General features: G+C 39.9%; 14 protein-coding genes and 9 pseudogenes. 5 read left to right on the top strand and 18 right to left on the bottom strand.

All coding sequences use genetic code 11. The features are described 5' to 3' along the window. From FTU38_RS15170 to FTU38_RS15135, 8 genes and pseudogenes are all read right to left on the bottom strand, one after another. Positions 1-126: pseudogene (locus FTU38_RS15170) on the bottom strand (helix-turn-helix domain-containing protein); the annotation flags it as partial. A gap of 118 nt (positions 127-244) precedes the next feature. After that, the gene (locus FTU38_RS15165) at positions 245-1,186 is read right to left on the bottom strand and encodes a transposase (RefSeq protein ID WP_159153750.1); all 942 of its coding nucleotides are present in this window, start codon (positions 1,184-1,186) and stop codon (positions 245-247) included. Positions 1,187-1,302: 116 nt separating this feature from the next. Further along, positions 1,303-2,667 (bottom strand): ATP-binding protein, encoded by a 1,365-nt coding sequence (locus FTU38_RS15160; RefSeq protein WP_004974307.1) that lies wholly within the window; start codon positions 2,665-2,667, stop codon positions 1,303-1,305. Then, a complete protein-coding gene (locus FTU38_RS15155; protein ID WP_004974305.1) occupies positions 2,668-3,330 on the bottom strand; it encodes a response regulator in 663 nt (220 codons plus the stop codon). A 72-nt stretch (positions 3,331-3,402) separates the two neighbouring features. Beyond that, positions 3,403-4,704 carry a TolC family protein gene (locus tag FTU38_RS15150; protein ID WP_180111708.1) on the bottom strand — a complete coding sequence of 434 codons (1,302 nt, stop codon included), beginning with the start codon at positions 4,702-4,704 and terminating at the stop codon, positions 3,403-3,405. Beyond that, a complete protein-coding gene (locus tag FTU38_RS15145; protein WP_004974301.1) occupies positions 4,704-5,027 on the bottom strand; it encodes a DUF3240 family protein in 324 nt (107 codons plus the stop codon). The genes FTU38_RS15150 and FTU38_RS15145 overlap by 1 nt, the downstream gene beginning before the upstream one ends. Then, positions 5,020-8,103 (bottom strand): efflux RND transporter permease subunit, encoded by a 3,084-nt coding sequence (locus FTU38_RS15140; RefSeq protein ID WP_004974298.1) that lies wholly within the window; start codon positions 8,101-8,103, stop codon positions 5,020-5,022. The genes FTU38_RS15145 and FTU38_RS15140 overlap by 8 nt, the downstream gene beginning before the upstream one ends. 10 nt (positions 8,104-8,113) lie before the next feature. Next, entirely contained in the window at positions 8,114-9,337 is a 1,224-nt protein-coding gene (locus tag FTU38_RS15135; protein WP_004974297.1) for an efflux RND transporter periplasmic adaptor subunit, read from the bottom strand. 441 nt (positions 9,338-9,778) lie between these two features. Here FTU38_RS15135 and FTU38_RS15130 point away from each other — a divergent pair. The 3 genes and pseudogenes from FTU38_RS15130 to FTU38_RS15120 form a co-directional block, all read left to right on the top strand. Beyond that, positions 9,779-9,907: pseudogene (locus tag FTU38_RS15130) on the top strand (helix-turn-helix domain-containing protein); the annotation flags it as partial. Between the two features lie 76 nt (positions 9,908-9,983). Beyond that, entirely contained in the window at positions 9,984-10,160 is a 177-nt protein-coding gene (locus FTU38_RS15125; protein ID WP_155757414.1) for a transposase, read from the top strand. Beyond that, positions 10,139-10,844 (top strand): annotated as a pseudogene (locus FTU38_RS15120) (IS30 family transposase). The gene FTU38_RS15125 and the pseudogene FTU38_RS15120 overlap by 22 nt, the downstream one beginning before the upstream one ends. A gap of 61 nt (positions 10,845-10,905) precedes the next feature. Here FTU38_RS15120 and FTU38_RS16915 read toward each other — a convergent pair. Continuing rightward, a pseudogene (locus FTU38_RS16915) lies at positions 10,906-11,232 on the bottom strand (hypothetical protein); the annotation flags it as partial. Between the two features lie 150 nt (positions 11,233-11,382). Between FTU38_RS16915 and FTU38_RS15115 the strand changes: the two are divergent. Then, a complete protein-coding gene (locus tag FTU38_RS15115; protein ID WP_370530233.1) occupies positions 11,383-11,637 on the top strand; it encodes a helix-turn-helix domain-containing protein in 255 nt (84 codons plus the stop codon). A 178-nt stretch (positions 11,638-11,815) separates the two neighbouring features. Here FTU38_RS15115 and FTU38_RS15110 read toward each other — a convergent pair. The 7 genes and pseudogenes from FTU38_RS15110 to FTU38_RS15080 form a co-directional block, all read right to left on the bottom strand. Beyond that, positions 11,816-12,043: pseudogene (locus FTU38_RS15110) on the bottom strand (transposase domain-containing protein); the annotation flags it as partial. A gap of 104 nt (positions 12,044-12,147) precedes the next feature. Next, a pseudogene (gene ltrA, locus FTU38_RS15105) lies at positions 12,148-13,808 on the bottom strand (group II intron reverse transcriptase/maturase). Between the two features lie 575 nt (positions 13,809-14,383). Continuing rightward, positions 14,384-15,805, bottom strand: a pseudogene (locus tag FTU38_RS15100) (IS66 family transposase); the annotation flags it as partial. A gap of 74 nt (positions 15,806-15,879) precedes the next feature. Beyond that, positions 15,880-16,215 (bottom strand): IS66 family insertion sequence element accessory protein TnpB, encoded by a 336-nt coding sequence (gene tnpB / locus FTU38_RS15095; RefSeq protein WP_159153866.1) that lies wholly within the window; start codon positions 16,213-16,215, stop codon positions 15,880-15,882. Next, positions 16,212-16,595 carry a transposase gene (locus FTU38_RS15090; protein ID WP_180009506.1) on the bottom strand — a complete coding sequence of 128 codons (384 nt, stop codon included), beginning with the start codon at positions 16,593-16,595 and terminating at the stop codon, positions 16,212-16,214. The genes tnpB and FTU38_RS15090 overlap by 4 nt, the downstream gene beginning before the upstream one ends. A gap of 430 nt (positions 16,596-17,025) precedes the next feature. Then, positions 17,026-17,937 (bottom strand): ParB/RepB/Spo0J family partition protein, encoded by a 912-nt coding sequence (locus FTU38_RS15085; RefSeq protein WP_127800993.1) that lies wholly within the window; start codon positions 17,935-17,937, stop codon positions 17,026-17,028. 13 nt (positions 17,938-17,950) lie between these two features. After that, positions 17,951-18,724, bottom strand: coding sequence for a ParA family protein (locus FTU38_RS15080; protein WP_127800991.1), 774 nt, complete (start codon positions 18,722-18,724; stop codon positions 17,951-17,953). Between the two features lie 856 nt (positions 18,725-19,580). On the opposite strand from FTU38_RS15080, the gene FTU38_RS15075 reads away from it, so the two are divergent. Beyond that, positions 19,581-20,753, top strand: a complete 1,173-nt coding sequence (locus FTU38_RS15075) for a replication initiation protein (RefSeq protein WP_127800989.1) — start codon at positions 19,581-19,583, stop codon at positions 20,751-20,753. A gap of 152 nt (positions 20,754-20,905) precedes the next feature. On the opposite strand, the pseudogene FTU38_RS15070 reads toward FTU38_RS15075, so the two are convergent. After that, a pseudogene (locus FTU38_RS15070) lies at positions 20,906-21,319 on the bottom strand (integrase core domain-containing protein); the annotation flags it as partial. A gap of 54 nt (positions 21,320-21,373) precedes the next feature. Continuing rightward, positions 21,374-21,573 (bottom strand): annotated as a pseudogene (locus tag FTU38_RS15065) (IS5/IS1182 family transposase); the annotation flags it as partial.

Below are 21,573 nucleotides of genomic sequence, written 5' to 3'. Positions count from 1 at the left end.
ACCTTCAGAAAGCCAGAGAATAGTTTGGGCACGTTGTCTTTCACGCCAATGTTTTGCATGCTTGGCCAGAAAAATGAGTCGTTCTCGCTGTTCTAAACTAAGTGGTACAGAAACAATTCGAGGCATGTGTGAACATCTGTTAACTAAAAAAACTTTTTCGCATGATTAGTTGTTTTTGTCAACTTATTAGATAATTGATATTTATGAAATTGTGAGAAAGATAATATATAGGACTTACGCACTATTATTTATAGATTCTCTGTGGTAGCAGATGATTTTTATCGAGAATAAAGTCATCAATGAAGTTTTTGATAACTGGTCTAAATAATTTCTTCTGCCAACGATATACATTTTCAAAGATCCGCTCAAACTGGTTCTTTTGTATCTCGACGTAGGCCATCAAGGCTGAAAAAATATGATTCAAAATCAGTTTAGATCGTCTTACTTGAAACTTTTCAATATGACAAACCTGTTTAATCACCCGGTGATATTGCTCTATTTTCCAATGACTTGAATGTAATTCATGAAAACCCTCAAAGGACAATAAATCATCTTCATCTTGATGCACAATATAAAACCTCTGCTGTTCTTTTAACTGAGTCTTAAATAATTGTACAAAGCCAAAATCTTTGAGCCAGACCACTTGACCCTGATGGAAATTTGGCAATAAACGCAGTTGAAACCATTGTCCTTTTTCTGGGGAAACCTTACGGTTACAGTCGATACCAAACATAAATCGAATACCATATTTTCTTATGGTTTTTAGATTTCCAGTCGATGAATACCAACTATCACCTGTAATAAATTGAATCTTTGCACCCCAACTGAGTGCTTCACTTAACATATCCATAAAGTAATCATTCTTGGTTTTACTTTCAGATTTGTCATAAATTCGGAAATTAATTGGAATATTTTGACCATTCTGATCTGTCGCATACAAGGTAATGAGATTAATACCCTTGACGGATCGGTGGTGTTTGCCTGACCAAAAATAGCTAACCAAGTCCATATGTTGACTATAGGGTTTATCTAAAACAGTATCATCAATACTGACTATAAGTTTATTATTATCAATATGTTGAATTGCTTCTTGATATAGGTCGTGAGGTGTGTAGTCTTCACGTTCTAGAAAGCGATTTACACTATCATGCGAGATGTTATAAGTCTCGGCAAGTCTCCTAGACAAATTTCGTCTATTCTTTTTGCATAGGAGAGAACATTATGAGTGGACAACGATATACGCCAGCATTTAAATTAAATTTATAAATCAATATGATAAAATCTATTTTTTTGACTATCGTTTTAATAAATATTCAATTTTTTGAAAAATTCAATTCTGACAATCAATCCTCCAACTGCATTTGCACGTTGTAAAGTAATCTTGCCTAAATGAGAGTCAATAATCTGCTTCACAATAGATAATCCCAGACCACTTCCTACTACAGAACTGGCTTGATTTATTCTATAAAAACGCTGAAATATAAATGGGATTTGTGCTTCATCTAGACCTATGCCGTTATCTTCAACCTGTATAAAACTACCATTTCCAATACTTCCACAACTGACTTTAATAATAGGTTTATGTATTGAACTACGATAAAGAATGGCATTTTCGAGTATATTTCTCAACATAATTTCCAACTGATCTGACTGCCCCCAAACGCACACTGAGGTGAGATGCAATTGTAAGTCTACACCTGCTTTTCTGAACTGAATACCCATCATTTCAACTGTACCTTTAACAATATCTACCAAATCAATATTGCTTTTGTTTTGTGTGGCATTCGGTTCAAGCCTCGCTAATGTAAGCAACTGAGTAATCATTCTTGATGCTTTGTCTACTCCTGTAATAATGTCCTGTGCAGCTTCCTTAGACTCCTCATTGGAACGTGCATTTTGAAGTACTTGGGCATGTAAGCGTATAGCAGCTAATGGTGTACGGAGTTCATGAGCGGCATTTGAGGTAAAACGTTTTTCACGTTGCATACTTTCAGCAATCTCACTAAGTAAGGTATTTAAAGAGCTCACTAAAGGTTCTATTTCTTTCGGTACAACTGGCTTAATTGGATTTAAATGTTCAATGGATTGTTTTTCTAAGTTTTGACTAATGCTATATACAGCCAATAAATGACGACGGATCGTGCAAATAATCAACCATAATAATAATGGCAAAAATATGATTGAAACCAAAATCAAAAACAGCAACATATCTTGCTGAATATCTTTTCGAATTGTCCAAACCTGCGCAATTTGTACCTGTATTGTATGCGTACTATCCCAAACAGAATAACTACGATAAGTATTATTATTCAGTTTAATCCAACCAAAATTATCTTGCTGAACAAATGGCTGTGTTTCCACACCAATAGAACGATAAATTAATTGTCCATCACGATGCCAAATTTGAAATACAATTTGGTCATAATGCTCACCCTTAGCTTTTTCAATCACTGTATGCTGCGGTACTTTTCCATCTAGGGTACTTAGAGTCGTAGACAATAAAGCATGAGCAGTTTCTGCTAATGACTTATCAAAAATATTATTGGCAGTGTTTTGCATTCCCCAATAAATACTTCCTAAACTACCCAACCAAACGCTAGTGGTAATTGCCAGTAAAATTATAGATAAGCGCTGGGTTAATGAATAGCTGCGAATTGGATCAGCCATTTAATGCTGTTCATCCATGATATATCCAAAACCTTGTACTGTACGGATAATATTTTTACCTAATTTCCGACGCAAGTTATGAATATAGACTTGTACAACATTACTACTCACATCAACGTCATAAGCATAAAATGAATTTTCTATATTTTCACGCGAAATTACACGACCACGATTGAGAGTAAATAACTCCAATAAATGAAACTCTTTATGTGTCAACTCAATTTCGACTTGATTTAACAGTACTTGTTTACTCGCTTTGTTAATACTAATATTTCCAACCTGAATTAGGTCCCCTACCTCTCCTGAAATTCGGCGTAATACAGCATGAATCCTTGCTACGACCTCATGTAAATCATAAGGTTTAACAACAAAATCATCAGCTCCTGCCTCTAGACCTGTAATACGATCATCAACCTGATCTTGAGCAGTCAGAATAATAATTCCAACTTGATTCTTTTTGCGACGTAGTGATTTTAAAATTTCAATCCCATTTCGATCAGGCAAACCTAAGTCTAGTAGAATAAAGTGATAATGATAACTCACTAAAAAATGGTACGCTTGCTCTGCTGTGCTCGCAATGTCAACTACAAAGCCCATTTGATCTAGACCACGTGCAGTTGCTTTTGCCAACAAGCTATCATCTTCTACCAATAGAACTCTCATAACACCTTTTTCTCTTGCTTACCAAACTACAGCGCAAATTTATAATCCCTACTATGCTCGTAAATATTACTGTTAAATTCTATCCATCTCATGTAAAGGCCACAATTGATGAGAATCAAGTAATAAGGAACTCATACTTTCTGCATAATCTACTTTAGCTTGATCGACTCGGCTACGTGCTTCAATCAATTGCTGCGAATGCAACAAAAGCTCATTGAGATTCAACTCACCTAATTTATACGCTTTTTGCATCAAGTGATGTTGTTGTTGCAACAGTTGTAAGTTTTCTTGCGCCTTCGTATTCCGTACAGTCGCTGACTCCATTTGAATCACCCACCCCTGTATTTCTTGACGCAGACGTTTTTCTACACGCAATACCTCCAAATCCGCTTTTTTTGCTTCTGCCGCTGCCATTCCTGAAGCAATACCGACTTGTCGCGCAGTCAAAGGAATTGAAACACTAACCCCTAATAAATTCTCCTCTCCCGATTGCTCCCTACTGTAACCAAAACCAATCGTAGGATCTGGCAGTCTATTAAGCTGCTCTCTTTTTAATACTGCGTATTGCTGTGTAGCTTGCATCCTTACGAGTGCTAACTCATGATTAACTGACAAAATTTTCTGTACCCACTCTGCTTGACTATACTGTATAGGGCTAGGCTGTATAACATCGCTGCTCCACTGTTCAGGGATCTTTCCTCTATAATCGCGGGCCAACAATTGCTGAGCTTGAATATATGCAGCTTTAGCTTGCATATATTGTTCCTCAAGTTGTTGGTACTCATTCTTCAAGAGCATTAGCTCAAGTCGTGGTGCATCTCCTGCTCGAATACGTTGTTCAGTCACTTGGATAAATTGCTGAATTTGATCCAGCTGTTCTTGCAGTCGCTTCAAATGCAATGTGCTTCGCATATAAGCAAACCAACTATTTAACAACATTTTAGATGCTTGATGTTGAGCATTCTCATACTTCAGTTCTGCAATACTTGAAATACGTTGTGCTAGATCTTGATCTAGCCGGTATTTATTAGGCAAACGTATTTGTTTTTCTATCCCCAAACTAGGTTCATAACTATTGGCTTGTTTTCGCTCTAGTTGTGTATCCGTCTTACGTACTTGCATACCGGCTGTAACAGTCCACGGATTTTGCCCTACTTTTAATCCTTGTCGGGCAAAGTCTGCATAATCTTGCTCTGATATTGCAGCACGCACATTCGGATGTTCTACTAGACTCTGTTGTACTGCTTCAAGTGGTGGCAAAGCAGCTTCAAGTTGAGGTTTTGCAATTGCTGTCGAAGCCACTGTAAAACAATAGCCCAACCCAAACAGATACCAAATTTGGCCTAGAAGTGTTGATTTGATATTTAATGTCATTAGTCAAGTGCTCCTTGGCTCATATAACCAGAAATTAATGTAGGTATGACCCAATAAAAACAATCACTTGATTTAAATTTTTGCTGAATATGCGCCAAAACCAATGATACAGATTCGTGTTGTACAATCAGCAATATAAGATTCCGTTCAGTTGCTCCGCGAATTTTTTCCTGAACATTACGATAATGTTGGCGATTACCAAACCCTTGTGCGTTGACACAAGTACACCCTGAAATCAACTCAGGAATTAACCACAAATGCTCCATAAGTTCTTCAGCAATATCAGAGGACACGTTAATAGAGAGTTGGCATATTTCAGACATGATGATCTCGCGCTAAACCAAATTTTTTAAACAAGTTAGGAAGTAAAATCAGAGTCAGCAAAGTACAAGAAATAAGCCCTCCAATCACAACTATCGCCAATGGACGTTGAATCTCGGCACCAGGGCCAGTAGTAAATAACAATGGGATCAAACCTAAAGCTGCAATACTCGCGGTCATCATGACTGGACGTAAACGGCGCATAGCACCTTCACGAACAACTTCCTCAATTGCAACACCACGAGAAATCAGTTGATTAAAATAACTAATCATCACTAAACCATTCAGTACAGCAATCCCCATCAAGGCAATAAAACCAACTGATGCAGGAACAGATAAATACTCACCTGTTAATGCTAATGCAAATACTCCACCGACTAACGCAAAGGGAATATTGACGAAAACCAATACGGCTTGACGCACCGAACCCAAAGTCGTAAATAGTAAAAAGAAGATCATTGTTAATGCAGCAGGTACAACAAGCATTAAGCGAGCAGCCGCACGTTGTTGGTTTTCAAATTGCCCCCCCCATTTGAGTGAGTAGCCGGTTGGTAACTTGACTTTCTCTGCAACCAATTGTTTTGCTTCATCTACAAAACTAACTAAATCACGATCACGTACGTTGGCACGTACCACTGACATTCGTGATGCATTTTCACGATCAATTTTTACGACACCCTCAGTCTTAACCACTTCTGCTAAAGATAACAATGGCACTGCAGCTGCATTCTCAATTGGCAAGGCAATATTGGAAAATTCAAAACTCGACTCTCCCAAACGTGGATCCCCTTTCATCATTAATGGAACAGGGCGCCCCTGTTCAATAATGGAACCTATTTCTTTGCCTTCCACGAGCATCTTGAGTTGGGCTTGAACATTTTGACTGTCCAATTGATTTCGTATAGCCATATCACGATGGATTCGCAGCTCTTGATACTGTACTCCCGAATTTTCGAGTGTCATGACATCTTCATTGCCTTCAATGCCTTGTAGAACTATTGCAATTTGCTTTGATAAATCATTAAGCTGGTCTAAATCACTTCCAAAAATTTTGACAGCCAAATCTCCTCGTACTCCAGACAACATTTCTGAAGTGCGCATCTCTATGGGTTGACTAAATGTTAAGTTCACGCCAGGAACATCTTGAAGTACAAGACGAATTTTTTCTAAAATTTGCTCTTTATTTTTGACTTGCCATTGCGTTTGTGGTTTTAGCACAATGAAACTATCTGTTTCATTTAACCCCATAGGGTCTAATCCCAATTCATCAGAACCTGTACGTGCCACAATTCTTTCAACTTCAGGCACTTGTTCCAAAATACGTTTTTGAATATCCAGATCTAATGCAATTGAGTTTTGTAAGCTAATCGAAGGGATTTTTTCTAACTGTAAAATAGTATCTCCCTCATCCATGGTTGGCATAAATGACTTTCCAATGAATGGGAAAATCAATGCAGCCAGAAGTAAGGTACCACCTGCTAAGACATAAATCTGTTTAGGATGGGCTAAACTCAGATTCAAAAGTTTTCGGTAACCAGTTTCTAATTTAGCTACTAAAAAGGGTGTGTGATGTGCTTTCGGTTTTAGAAAGAATGAACACAGTACAGGAATCACTGTCAAAGAAAAAATTAGTGAACTTGATAAAGCAAATACAATTGTTAAAGCCACAGGTGAAAAGAGCTTCCCTTCCAATCCTTCAAGCGTGACCAATGGAATAAACACTAACATAATAATGATCATGCCTGCTGTGACTGGTACTGCAACCTCAGACACTGCGCGGTAAATCATATTTAATGGCGGTAAAAAAGAACGTTGCGGTGACTCTTTTGCTTCAGCAAGTTGCATTTCAATATTTTCAACCACTACAACTGCAGCATCCACTAATAAACCAATCGCAATCGTCAAACCACCTAAAGACATTAAATTGGCACTTAAACCAAAATGGTGCATCATCAAAAAAGTACTTAGTGCAGATAATGGTAAAACTGCCGCAACCACTAAAGCAGACCTTAGGTTTCCTAAGAACAATAAAAGTAAAATCAAGACTAAGACAATAGCTTCTAATAACGTTTTACTTACGGTATGAATGGCTCGGTTTACCAACTCACCACGATCATAAAATGGTTCAATCGTTGTACCCTGTGGCAGAGTTTTTTCAATGTCGGACAAATGCTCACGAACATGTTGAACGACTTGACGTGCATTCGCACCTTTTAAAGTTAATACAATACCTTGGACAGCCTCACCTTGGCCATTTTCAGTCACTGCACCATAGCGTGTGAGTGCTCCAGTATGTACCTGTGCAACATCTTTAACCCGCACCAATGTTCCTTGATGGCTAGAAACAATAATATCGCCTAACTCTTCAAGGTTTCTGACGCGGCTATCGCTTCGGATCAGTAATGACTCTCCATTTTCATTAAGCCGCCCAGCACCATCACTGGCATTATTTAGCTCGATTGCCTGTTGTAGCTGTGTTAAAGATAAGCCTCGTGCCGCCAGGGCCTCTAAATTAGGGGTCACTTCAAATGTACGAACAAGTCCCCCCAAAGCGTTAACATCGGCGACCCCTTCAATTTTACGAAGTTGTGGACGAACCACCCGATCAAGTAGAGTTCGTTTTTCCATATCACTGAGTGGCCCATGTAAGGTAAACATAAAAGATTCACCTAATGGGGTCGTCATGGGTGCAATTCCACCTGACGTACTACTTGGTAATGCAGACATCACATTACTTAAACGTTCATTCACCTGTTGTCTAGCCCAATAAGGGTCAGTGCCTTCAGCAAAGTCTAATGTGATAATCGCAATCGCGTATTTAGATTGCGAACGCATTACTGTCTGATGAGATATTCCCAACATTTCTTGTTCAATGGGTACAACAATACGGCTTTCCACCTCTTCGGGCGTCATGCCGGGCGATTTCATCACAATTTGTACTTGCGTACTTGACACATCAGGAAAAGCATCAATTGGTAGTTTCGTAAAAGCAATGTAGCCTGCCACACTGATCGCCAATGTGAGCAATAATATTAAAATGCGCTGACTAAGTGAAAAGGCGATAAGACGTTTTAACATATGTCTCACCTCAACGTTCTGTAGTGCTAATAGGTGCTTGCTCTGCACCAAAGCCAGACCACACCGCCTTGAGACGCTCTACACCACTGATAGCAAGTTGCATTTTGGGTTTTAATTTTTCAGCTGTAATATAACTTTGCTGCTGATCAGCTGATAGAACTTCAACCGTTACAGCTTCAAACCCCTTCTGATTTTTAACAAAAATAATGTGTTTACCATCTTGTGAGGTTATGGCAGTACTTGGTACTGGCCATGCTGCAATTACTGTTGGCTGCTTACTTTGAACATGAACTTTGACAAATTGTTGCACCCGCAAACAATTATGTTTGGTATCCATTTGTACGATGATATTTTGAGTTTGTGTATTCCCTACAAGTGCTGGAGCGATATTTTGTATATGCCCTGTAATATCACAACCTTCAACCTGAACAACATCCCCAATATGCACATATTTACTGTCAGCTAAATTAGCTTGTAATAACAATTGTAACGGTGAATCAGCGTTTACAAGTTGACCTAATACTGTACCAGCCTCAACATACTGACCTGTAGAAACCTGTAAGTTTTCTATATAACCACTTGTTGGGCTTTTAACATAGACAATGGAATTTAGACTATTTACCTGCCCTCCTCCCATAAATTGCAGCATTCGCTGTTTTGCACCTAAGTTAATATTAAGACGCTGTACTTGATTCTGTGCCTCTTGCACACGCTTCTCGGCAATAATGCCTTCAGCATATAAGCTACGTTCACGTGTTAAATTTTGCTGGGCTAATTGTTGTTGAGCACGAAGCTGCAATATTTCATTTTGAATCTGAATTAAATCTGGACTATGTACAGCAAGTACATGATGATTCCGGGTAACTTCTGCCAAGGGTTGTACCAAAACTTGCTGCACCATTCCTGAAACAGGACTAGTCAGTACAACTTTGCTTTCTGGTGACCACTGTACTTGCCCTTGTAAAATAATTTGTTTTTGTATGTTAGTAGAAGAAGCACCTAATGTGTGTAATTTGATCCCAACTTGCTCAATTTGTTTTGAAGAAATTAAGATTTGTTGCTCTGAGACTTCAGGACTCCTCTCAGCCTCTGAAACCTGTCTCTCTACTTTAGCCTCTATATTTTTATTCGAGAGCAGCTTACTTCCCCACCATAGCCCAAGGCTAATCAAGATCAAGACGCTCATTAGATATAATAGTTTTTTAAAATTTAGTACATCTACTCGCTGATCCACTCGTTTCATCCTTCAAGAGATTTTCTCTACAAAGCTAACATTAAGTTCTTAAGATCAGATTAAGTTTATAAACCTATTTCAGACTGCATAGGCCCAAGTGAACCGTATTGGGTTTGTGGGAGACTTTTATTTAACTGATGTTACGTAGTAAGTGCATTTTGAGCATCTTCGCTACTACATGTTGTAGTCGATTTATAAATTATTAATAATCATTATATTAAACTATATATTGTTATTATTTCTCACGAAAATCAGCATCAAAACATAGGTGACTTTTATAAACTAAAATGTCTAAAATGAAGTGACCAAAACCACATTAAATGATCTAAATTGATCAAAATTTTACTCCACCAAAAACTATATACCAGTAATCAAATCATATACTTATAATTAAGGTCATTTAATGGAATAAATCTCGGTGACCTTGCCAAGGTTGGGGTTTTAGAACAACATGAACAACAACTGATTATCACCGCGATGCAAAAAGCCAAACACAATGTGTCTGAAGCGGCCCGTTTGTTGGGTATTAGTCGAGCAAAGCTCGATTATCGACTTAATAAATATTATTAGGGCGTGTCCTCATTTGAAGAATTGGTTTTAAATACTTAAAATCTTCCTTTGACTTATTTTTATTTCTATATTTTCAATGGCACGTACTCTTCTTACCGATGATATCTGTCAGCAAATTCAAGATACTATGCGATTACATGATTGCTACCGTTCAAAGAATAGTAGAAATATCATGGAAGCGATCTTATGGAAACTGCGTACATGCGCCACATGGCGTGATATTCCTCAAGAATTTTGTCCTTGGCAAATTTGAAAAGTAAAAGTTCAGTCGCTACCCTTGCTCGGGAGTTAGGACTTTCACGATCAACCATCTACCGTGAATTAAAAAGAAATACTGGGCAACGTGGATATAGAGCTCAACAGGCAGCTAAATTTGCAAGTCAAAGACGGTACCGTCCTTCATCATCAATGACAGCATTTGCCTTCGCTTATATTGATTATTTGATTGGTTTGGACTGGTCACCAGAACAAATTTCAGGTGCTTTAACACAACGCGGTTGGCTGGATGTACCTTGATCAACGACAACGTTTAGGAGATTTCGAAGGTGACACGGTGATTGGTAAACATCATAAAGGTGCTTTATTGACTCTCGTTGATCGAAAGAGCCTGTATGTACATATTGTTCATTTAGGGCCAACGAGAGCATCCTCTCAAACGATTACTTGTGCATTAGATCGTTTACAAATGAGCCATGCTTATAGTGTGACATTTGATAATGGCAAAGAATTTTCCGAACACAAAAGAATTACTGATGCTGGCATAGAGACGTATTTTGCTGATCCTTACAAGTCTATTCAGCGAGCTAGAAATGAAAATACGAATGGTTTAATCCGTCAATATCTGCCAAAATCATCATCGTTTGATGACGTGTCAAAGGAACAAATAGAGTAGATAGAATTTGCACCCAACCATCGTCCTAGAAAAACCCTAGGTTAGTATACACCGAGTGAAGTGATGGCTGGTTTTTATACTGTTGCACTTGCCGCTTGAATCCGCCAAATAAAATCATTTCTTCTGGATCTAAACGCTTTAGCCGAAGTTGGTCTACAACCACCATATTGTCCTGTGCTTTATCCATTTTCCCCAGTGTCTTCTTTTCACACTGTCCTTTAGACTTTTTATTACCTTACATAAATCCCTATCGACAGCAAGCAGTAACTTACGATATCGCGAGCAGTAGTAATGCTTGATTTTTAATTTTTTCTGAAAACTCACTGCTTATTTCCCCATTGAGTAACATCATTTTCAAAACTAAAGCTGGGCATGGTTTTTCAAACCTACCTTCAGATATTGTTAATGCATCAATGAGCAATGGTGTCATCATTTTTTTTCTGCACAGGTAAATTATTTTTAGCGTTAAAATAATAGAATATAAAAGTCTCAAATTTAACAAAATAGAATCAAATAGATTTTATATTTACTAAAAAAGTATCTGAATTATATGATTTATTTACTAACTTTATTTTTATACTAAATCAAAACAGCACGCATGAACCGGAATATGACGATTAGCGAATTGGCTAACCGTGTGCATGTGGATGAAAAGACAATCTCACGACTTGAAAGCGGCAAACCCAGCTCTAACCTAAAAAATCTTATTTCCATTCTCGTTGTATTTGGCTTGGAAAATAGTTTGCTTAATATTGCGAACCCACAAAATGACGAAGTTGGAAAACACTTGCTACCAAAAAAATTCGGGTACGCGCTAATAATAAATCAGAGGCTATGAGTGATGACTTCTAAAAATCTGTCCATGCAAGAAGAAATTAAGAGCTGCTACATTTTTTTGGATACAGGTGATACACCACAAGTTGTTGCTCAATATGCGCTCAAAGATTCAATCTATAATTTTATCTACGGCAAGAGATATTTGAGTCGTAAGCGTCCGCTGAATCCCATACCAATTTTTAATTCGATTTAGGTTTCCAGCAGTGCGGCAGCAATTCTTCAATTTGGGTCACTTTGTGTGTCGGTAGCCTTTTCAGCACATCACTTAAATAAGCATACGGATCCAAGCCATTCAGCTTTGCTGACTGGATTAAAGTCATGATATTCGCCGCTCGCTGGCCGCTGCGCAGCGAACCTGCAAACAGCCAGTTCTTACGTCCCAACGCCCAAGGTCGCATTTGATTGTCGGGTAGTCAGACGCAGTTACCTACGTCCAACCCCCTAAGAACCGTGCATGCGAGTTTCCCAGCACACGGCTCAAGCCTCTGCTAAGGCGCCATTCGGCACCCGGTTATACATCGTTGACATTGGCAAACTGAACACTCCTCGGACAATACAGATGGTAAATCTCAAGATTAGCAACTGCATCCGTTCCACCATGACTTAGCTTCACAATATGACGGCTGTGCCATGGTGTATCTTTGGTGACTGGTTTAAGACAGGCGCAGCAGCGACCACCTTGTTTTAGCCACACCCGATACAGCTTGGCTCGCCCCTTTGCGGAGACCAGCATTCTTTTACCCCATCGGGATTCGAAGTACTCATCCCATGCGGGGTCATGAGGGTTAGCAGCAGCCTTGATCTTGATATGTCGCACAATTGGCGTGTCCGAGGCAGACACTAATGTGTATTGTCGCTTCCGACCATCGGCGGACTGTTCATCACATGAGAACACCCATCGACGCGCTCCTTGTACTTTGAAATACCGATCTTTGACCCATCGGAGTGTTTTGCGAGGGTGGCGACGTACCGCCCATCGCCAGAGCATTTCCCACACTGCGCTGTCTACCTGGTTGAAAACCTTCTTGGCAACGACATAACTATGATAGTTGGCCCAACCCCTTAGAATAGGGTTGAGCAAACCGATCAAAGTGGCCTGTCGTGTCGCTTTGTTTGCATTGATTAATGCTCGCAGCTTATCGAGATGAGCACTGATGTTTGCCTTTGACGGCTTGATCAGTAGCTTGCCATTGTACTTGCGTACGTTCCACCCAAGAAAATCGAACCCGTTCCCTATGTGCGTGATTTTGGTCTTTTCCTGAGAGAGCACGAGACCGCGCTGCGCCAGAAATTCAACCACGGCAGGGCGAACTTCATTTTCGAGCCACTCTTTAGAATACCCCGTGATGATGAAATCATCCGCATACCGTACCAGTTGCAGCTTTTTGCCTGTCCATTTGGCGTTAGGGAACCTCTTCGCCAGCATCGTTTCCAGTCCGTCCAAGGTCATGTTGGCCAACACCGGGGAGATAATACCTCCTTGCGGTGTTCCGGAAAGACTGGGAAACAGCTTGCTTTGGTAGACGTAACCGGCTTTGAGCCATTTCCGTAGAATCACCTTGTCCATTGGGAGGTTGGCGATCATCCAGTCATGGCTGATATTGTCGAAACAGCCTTGAATGTCACCCTCTAGCACCCACTCCGCACTTACTTTTCTTGACAGCACACCAAAGCACTGTGCTGCAGCATCCGCGGTTGAGCGTTGTGGTCTGAATCCATAAGAGTTCCGATCAGCGATGGTCTCCGCGATGGGTTCCAAAGCCAGCAGATGGAGCGCCTGCATGGCCCGGCATTTCATCGTGGGTATCCCGAGAGGTCTCATCTTGCCATTTTTCTTCGGAATAAGGACTCTCCGAAGCGGAAGGGGCGTGTAACCTCGCCTCTTCAACGACATCATCGCACCGGTCTTGGCCTTGGGTGTATTCCAAGTCACCTTGTCGACCCCAGCCGTGTTTTTGCCTTTGTTTTCAGACACTCGTTTGACGGCCAATGCTTTGCCACTAAACGAGTGAGTCAGCAGCCATTGCAAAGCTTTCGCCTTGTTATGCCTGCCGTCTTGTACCGCCTTCACAATACGCGCTTGCAGCCCTCTGACATGACGCTGTACAGCAATCCAATCGATGGGTCCCACGATGTGCTGGAAGGTGCACACGCTGATACTGCTGCATTCATTTGCTCTCCCTCCATTAAAAGGGTTCTACACACTCTCTTGTGATGAGAGACCATAAGGACGTCAGCCCGCTTTCGCGTGGGGTAATGTTTCAACCTCTATCCAACCCATTACAGACTGGCATTCGCTTTTTCCTCGTTCCTTCGCCCGCATCACCATGGGCAGTTTTTGCAAACTGCTTTCCCAATGGGAGTAATACGGGATTTCCACGTTCCGCTTACTGAAGTACATCGGCTTAGGTGCCTGCTATCGACCGGGAGGCGTATGGGTCACGAATGCGTAGTCGAAAGACGCAATTCCCACCTCCATTACCGTTTTGGTTCGAGCGTATCAGCCATTTCCGCTCGTTCAACTTAACGATCGTTACGCAGATTCACATGTGTTCACCATACCGATTATCTAGCCCTTGTCCGGCTATGGCTGCCAGAAGGGTACGTCTCTCACGATTGATACCCCGCACCTTGCGGTGCCTCGTTACATTGTCGAAGGCGCTCTTTATTCAGCCTTCTAGATTCACCCGGTGACACGGGTGGTTCCCGCAGGGGGAACAACTTCATTAAGCGACTTCGTGTCGCACTTCCACCCAGTTATTGCAAATCGGTAGATTGCCATCATCCAGATAGCGGCTTAAAGCTGGCCAACGCTTCAGAGTGTAATTGATCGCCTTGGCGGTTGGAGAACTCGATGGCACAGTCAGTTGATGTTGGTTGAGCCATTCATACAGTTGTTGCATCACCGGTTGACTATGCTGTTGTCGGTATTCGCGGCGCTGTTCTGCTGTACCATCGGTCTTTTTCCTGAGTTCTGCTTCTATGGCATACAGTTTCTGAATCAGCACTAATGCCTGTTCAGCGACCTGACTTTTTTTGGTCACATGCAGTTCATGGAATTTACGACGCGCATGCGCCATGCAGCCCACCTCAATGACCTGACCTGATTTAAAGCGTGCTTTATAACCGCTGTAATCATCACAGACCAGATGGCCCTGCCAGTCTTTCAGGAACGCTTCAGCATGCTGACCTGAACGACTATCCTGAAAGTCATAGATCACGGCTTGAACTGGATTGTACTGTGTAGTGGCATAGGCCCAGACATAACCTTTCTTCGGTTTTTTCTCATTCTCACCCATCCGCATGATGGTGACCGGCGTTTCATCGGCATGGATCACCCGCTGTTGCAGCACCACCTGTTTTAAGGCATTGGCCAGAGGTTCCAGTTCCACACCGCAGCGACCAATCCAGTCAGATAACGTGGATCTGGACAGATCAATGCCCGCCCGCTGATAGATCAGGCGCTGACGGTACAGCGGCAAATGATCGGCATACTTCGATACCAGCACATGGCTGAGCAGTTCAGGACTGGCAATACCTTTATCAATCACATAGGCGGGCATCGCTTGCTGAGTCAGGGTGTCGCACTGATCACAGACCCATTTGCCACGTACATGCTGTTCCTTATAGAACTGTGCCGGTCTGAAATGCAGTTTTTCACTGACATCTTCGCCGATACGACGGAGTTGGCAGCCACAAGCACATTGGGTTGATGCAGGTTCATGCTCAATACGGATGGTGTGTAGATGATCTGGCAGTGGTCGACGTTTAGGTTTATTTGCTTTGGCTTTGTGTGTCGCTGCATCGGTTTTATCTGCATTCAGCCGTTCCAGTTCCAGATCAACGGCTGCAATATCTTCTTCGACCGCTTCATCCCACAGGTGGATTTGTTTTGCAGTGAGATGTTCGTTTTTACTGCCGAATTTGTGCTGTTTAAATAGTGCGAGTTCATGCTCGTATTTTTGATTGAGAATAGAAAGATGTTGAACTTTAGAATCTAATTGCTGATTGATGACTTCAAGATGTTGAACTCTGGCATCTAATTGCTGGTTTGATTTTTCTAATTCTTGATTTGATTGTGCCAGAGACTGATGCTGCATCGCCAACTGCCTGGTGAATTCCAGCAGTTGTTCATGGGTCAGTTGGCTTAAGTCAGGCAGCGTATTCATGACCGCAGTATGCCTGAGGTCATGAGAAGAATGAAATAGAACGTTTGGAGAATAGCAGAATGGAACAGCCTGTTTTAAAGCATCGTCACCACCTGCTGCCGTCCAATGCGCTGCCAGGGCAAACCTTGGATCAGTGCCTGTAACTGTTCCGGGCTGAGGGCCACGGTTTCACCTTGGTGAACTTGAGCCCAGTGAAATTTGCCCTGTTCCAGCCGCCGGGCACACAGCCAGATGCCCAGTCCATCATGTACCAACACTTTCATACGATGGCCACGTTTATTAGAGAACAGGTAGGCGCAATGCGGTTTGATTGAGCCAAAGGCTTTCATAATCTGCGCCATGACCGTATCCATACCTGCACGCATATCCAGAGGTTGGGTAGAAAGCCAGATTTCATCAATGCGGATCATGTTGCAAGTACCTTGAGTAATTCTGCTAAAGCAGATATTTTCGATACTTGCCATTTTAGCTGAATATCATTATTCGTATGAGGCACGGTGATACACAACGTGATCCTCTCATCAATAGGTTGGCTGATTGCAGCAGTGTAAGGCAAAGCAATAAATGCTGGATTCACATGAGTAGGATCCTGCACGGCACCCTCATGATGCCTGAAGATCCTGATCCAACGACTGACAAGGTTGGCATTAATACTATGTTGCAGTGCGACCGAAGCGATCGAGGTATTAGGATTTTTGCAGGCATTGACAATACTGAATTTGAATTCTTTGCTGTATGTTCTGCGTTTTTTAGCAACAGGAGGTGTTGCTGAATATATATCCATGTTCATAGATTAAGTCCCCACTTGTTTTTAGGTGGGAACTAAATTAAGGCTTATAGGATCGCTTGGTAAGGCTGTGTTAGCTGGATGCTTACTTTCTTTTACCTTAATAACGTATTTTTTTAACGGCAGCATACCTTTTGAAACACCACCAAATTATTTATGTTCCACCAGCATATATACTTCCCTATCGAAAAATCTGATAAGAATTGATTATTTTGATACAAAACCTGAAAACTGGGAGTGCTTATATGGACATATATAATATTTCCGGATAAATATAAAACTACTCCACAAGAAGAAAGGCAGAATTTAATCTCAGTCCGAAGTAACAGTACTCTCAAAGACCAAATGTAAAGAAGCATACTTAAGAAAATAAAATTCAATAATGCATGAGGATGTAATTAGTTTCAGGGTGCTAAGAAAGTGTAGCAACTTGCTACACTTTTTCGCTTTTTTGAATCAGCTGTTTTAAGAAATCTTCTAATTGTAAGAGACTGGCTTCGTCAATTTCCGAGATATTCAGAGAAACCTTAAGCTGTTTTTGATTCAGTTTGATATTCCCCGCAATCTTACCGGCATATTCAATTTTTCTGACCACGGATGTTGTGGTCAGTTTTTCTGGATTCTGACTCAATAGTTTTTCAGCATAAGTAGTAACTTTGCTTTGCTCGAGTTTTTTGTCTTTTAATTTTTCCCAAGCTCCGAGTAAGGCCACTTCGGCTTCAGAGAGTTGTTCAAGATGATCCGATAGAAATTTTTTGAATGCAGTTGCAGCAGTACGGCCTAGCAAGCCTGGTTCCACATCAAGGTCATTTAAAATTGCTTGCGGCAGTTTTTCGTATGCTAAATACTTGTACATATCTTCGCGATTTAAACCCAGTGAATTGGCTAAACGTTGCTTGTTTTTCTTTAATTTCTCATCAAGTGAGTTCAGGCCAATAAAAATCTCATAATCTGTCAGATCCTGACGCTTTAAATTCTCGGCCAGGGTTAACAAAGATGCTTCTACATTATTTGCATCAATGATAATGGCTTCAATCACAGACTTTCCGAGTAACTGATGTGCCCGTAAGCGTCGCTCGCCTGCAATCAGTTCATATTTCAGATTATCCAGTTTACGCACTGTAATGGGCTGCAAAAGGCCGATTTCATTAATAGAATCCGCCAGTTCTTTTAACTGTGATTCTTCAAATATTTTACGCGGCTGGTTTAGACTTCGGCTGATATCCTCAATAGGGACATTACGTCTAAACTCTTTCAGCTCTTTAATATTGTCTTTCTGTGCTTGCTGATGTTTTTCTGTATTCTGTTTCAGTTTCTGAGCTAAAAGCTCTTTGGTGCTTGCCATAATGCTCTCAGGTTTAAATTTTCAATACAATTTCATTGGCAAGGCTTTCAAAAGCCTTACGTACTTTTGAATTTTTTTCTACTTTCAAAAGTGGTTGTTGCAGAATGGCTGCTTGATTGACTTTAGTACTTTGAGGAATTGTGGTTTCTAAAATTTTACCCACTTGTTTCAAGGCTTCATCCCGAATCAGCTTACAGACATTCTGACGTTCATCATGCTTAATTAGTAAAGCGCCTAAAAGCTCTAAATCTGGATTAATACGTTTGATCTTTTCAAGATGATTTAAAAGATCTGTTACCCCATATAATCCATATTGTGATCCTGATTCGATAGGGATAATGACATGTGTTGAGGATGCCAGGGCATTGCTGGTTAATAATTTAAGGCTAGGTGGGCAGTCAATCAATATAAAATCATATAGATCTTTTAATAGTTTTAACTTGATATTTAACTCTTCTGAAGGACGGGGAGCTTCTTCTTTTAGTTGATCTTCAGTTTTTCCTAAATTCAAGGAACCATAAATTAATGATACTTTTTCAAAGTTCGTTTCTTCTTGTAATGCATCTGCCAACAACGAAATATCGCCCACTAGTAATTCTGCTGTAGTGACAGCAATTTCGCTTGGATGTTGGATCCCAATGTGTAAACTTGCGTTTGCTTGAGGATCTAAATCAATGACTAAAACTTTGTTGCCCAGATTGGCAAGTTCTGAGGCTAGGTGTACAACAGTCGTTGTTTTGCCACATCCGCCTTTATGGTTAGCAACAGTAATAATTTTTGCAGACATGCGTGTCAGATGCTTCCTTATTTGAATGTTTAGTAATATAAATAACTTTCATTCATCTTACTATAGTTTTTAAATTTATAAATCCTATTTATTCAGCTGTAAAACAGTTTAAAAAATAAATTTTTAACTAAGCTAGCTTAATTAAAAATTAGAATAATTAGTTATTTAGCTAATTAATAATTAGGATCATATTTTTATTATATAAAACAAATGCTTATAGATTTAAAAGTGGAAGGTTTGTCACTCTAAAGTGGAAGGTTTGTCACTCTAAAGTGGAAGGTTTGTCACTCTAAAGTGGAAGGTCTGTCACTCTAAAGTGGAAGGTTTGTCACTCTAAAGTGGAAGGTCTGTCACTAGGGTGGAAAGTTTGTCACTGCTATTTTTATATCTGCTATTTTTATTTAAAAATAATTGCAAAAACAAATATTTAAGCTGTTAATAAAGTCTCATAACTAAGCTTTAAAGGTGGAAAGATTGTCACTGTATCTTCTTAACCTGTGGATAATCTTTTTTTATTGGATATTTCCTGATGATTATATGTGCAGTTATACCTTTTAAATCTAACAAAAAGGTGGAAGCCTTGTCACATCAGGGTTTTTATCTGACTTAACCTAACTAGATCTGAATGAAAAAAGTAAAAATAGGCCTTCTGAACTGTAATTTCGAGACTAAAGGTGGAAGGTCTGTCATCATAGGGTGGAAAGATTATAATTAATTCCACTTTAAATGCAGAAAACCGGCTAAAATGCTTCTTTTTGATGACAAACTTTCCACTTTTAGAATCTTGTGGTGAAAGTCTTGAAAGTTTTTCCACTTTTGTATATAAAAACTAAGTTAAATTATAAATATCACGGTTATGACAGAATCTGAACCATTGCAAGAAGAATCGAATTATATTCCTTACTGTATAGGCAACATTCGCCATAATGGCGTTGTCAGTACCAGTAACCGTTTAATTCGCCCAATCGAATTATCAGCCAATGAATATAAGGCACTTCTATATGCAATGGCGGTTGCGAATTATAGTGAGAAAAATAGGGTAGATGGTGAAATTACCGAACAAACTTATATTTATTTGTATAAGGATGATTTGGCAGATTTACTAGGATTAAATAAACGTAATTCAATTAATGTTGCAATAGATCGGATCTACAAAGAGCTTTCATCCCGGGTAGCTCATTTTATTATTGAGGAGCCTGCTGATAATGGTAAAAGAAAGACTAAAAAAGTACATTCTGTCGTTCCCATTATCCGTGAGTTAAGATGGGAAGATGATTCTAAAAATGCGATTCAGATTCGTTTTACCAGTGAGGTGTTGCCGTATTTCACTCAACTGGCTGGGGGTAATTTTACTACCTATCAGCTAAAACATCTTTTTGCCCTAGATTCTGTTGCCAGTATGAGTCTCTATACTTATTTCATTAAAAATGAATTTAAGTACGCCAATCAAAAGAGTTATGAAGTGCCATTACTTTTAGAAAACTTGAAAGCACTGATTGATATTAATGAAACCAAATATGATCGCTGGGTAGATTTTAGACGCTATGTATTAGACAAAATAGTGGCAGAAATTAACGAAAATACAGATCTACAATTAGAGTATGAAACCGTTAAGAAAGGCCGTCCAATTGTAGGTGTGAATTTTAAACTGCATCATCGGATTGCTGATAAGGCACTGGATGAATTTGCAGTGATTGAAAAAATCTATCTTGATGTTCCATTTGAAGACAATGCATCCGTAAAAGAATTAGGGGCTAAATTCGATATGAATGTACGTTCTTGGTATATTTTTAATAATGATGAAAATTATCAGCAGTTCAAGAAGTGGTTTAAAAAAGTAGGATGCCTCACTGACTCTCAAGCAAATATTGTCATTAATGACACTTTATTCCAAATGGATTTTGCTGAAATTGGTATGGGGTTGAATGACTTTAAACGAAATATGAAGCATAAACTTAAAAGTAATCCGGAATTCGTCCATAGTATTCGTGAAAGACTGAATGATATTTTTGGTAAAGAGTTGATCTAGCGAAAAGTGTAGCAACTTGCTACACTTTTTTTGATATATGTTCGTAAAGAATACAAGTGGTAAGGACCTTAGGATAAAAACGACTCTGTTGCATGAAGTGTGAAAATTGAGACTGAACCGTACCGGGTTTGTCGGAGACTTTTTTATTTAAGTTAGGCCACCTGACCTAACGGGTTAATCTTATCATAGTACATTGCTTCAAACTCAAAAGGCGACTTGTAACCCAATGCACTGTGTACACGCTCTTTATTGAACCAATCTACCCAGTTGAGTGTCGCAAGTTGTACATCCGCTAAACCTTTCCAATCTGCTTTTAAATACTCAATCACCTCTGTTTTGTATAAGCCATTCACTGTTTCAGCCAAAGCATTATCGTATGAATCACCAGTCGTACCGACTGATGCTCGTAAATTTGCAGCTTCTAAACGATTGGTATAGCGAATAGAAAGATATTGAACACCTCTATCGGAATGATGAATCACATTCTTTGGCATGCCTCGATCGTGCAATGCTTGCTCAAGTGCATCGAGCACCATATCTGTATTCATCCGTGTAGATACTTTCCATCGGCTTTGTTGCACAAAGATTTGAAATGCAAAGCGCCCCTAATTGAGCCAAATTTAAGGCGTAACTTGGGTAAGTGGTCGACCTAATTCCGTAAATCTGTTGAGGACTGCTACACGTGCATGAATTTCATTCACCTGACTAGGAAAGCTTCTTGCCATTAATTTATCGCCTAATAATTTGATGCAATGCATCTTGGTTTCCACCAAACTGCGGCGATGATAGCCTGACCATTTTTTCCATAATGTCCTGCCTA

Source organism: Acinetobacter sp. YH12098 (genome assembly GCF_013419235.1).
GTDB lineage: Bacteria > Pseudomonadota > Gammaproteobacteria > Pseudomonadales > Moraxellaceae > Acinetobacter > Acinetobacter amyesii.
Note: the sequence above shows the minus strand (reverse complement) of the source record. Positions and strands in the feature narration are given on the sequence as shown.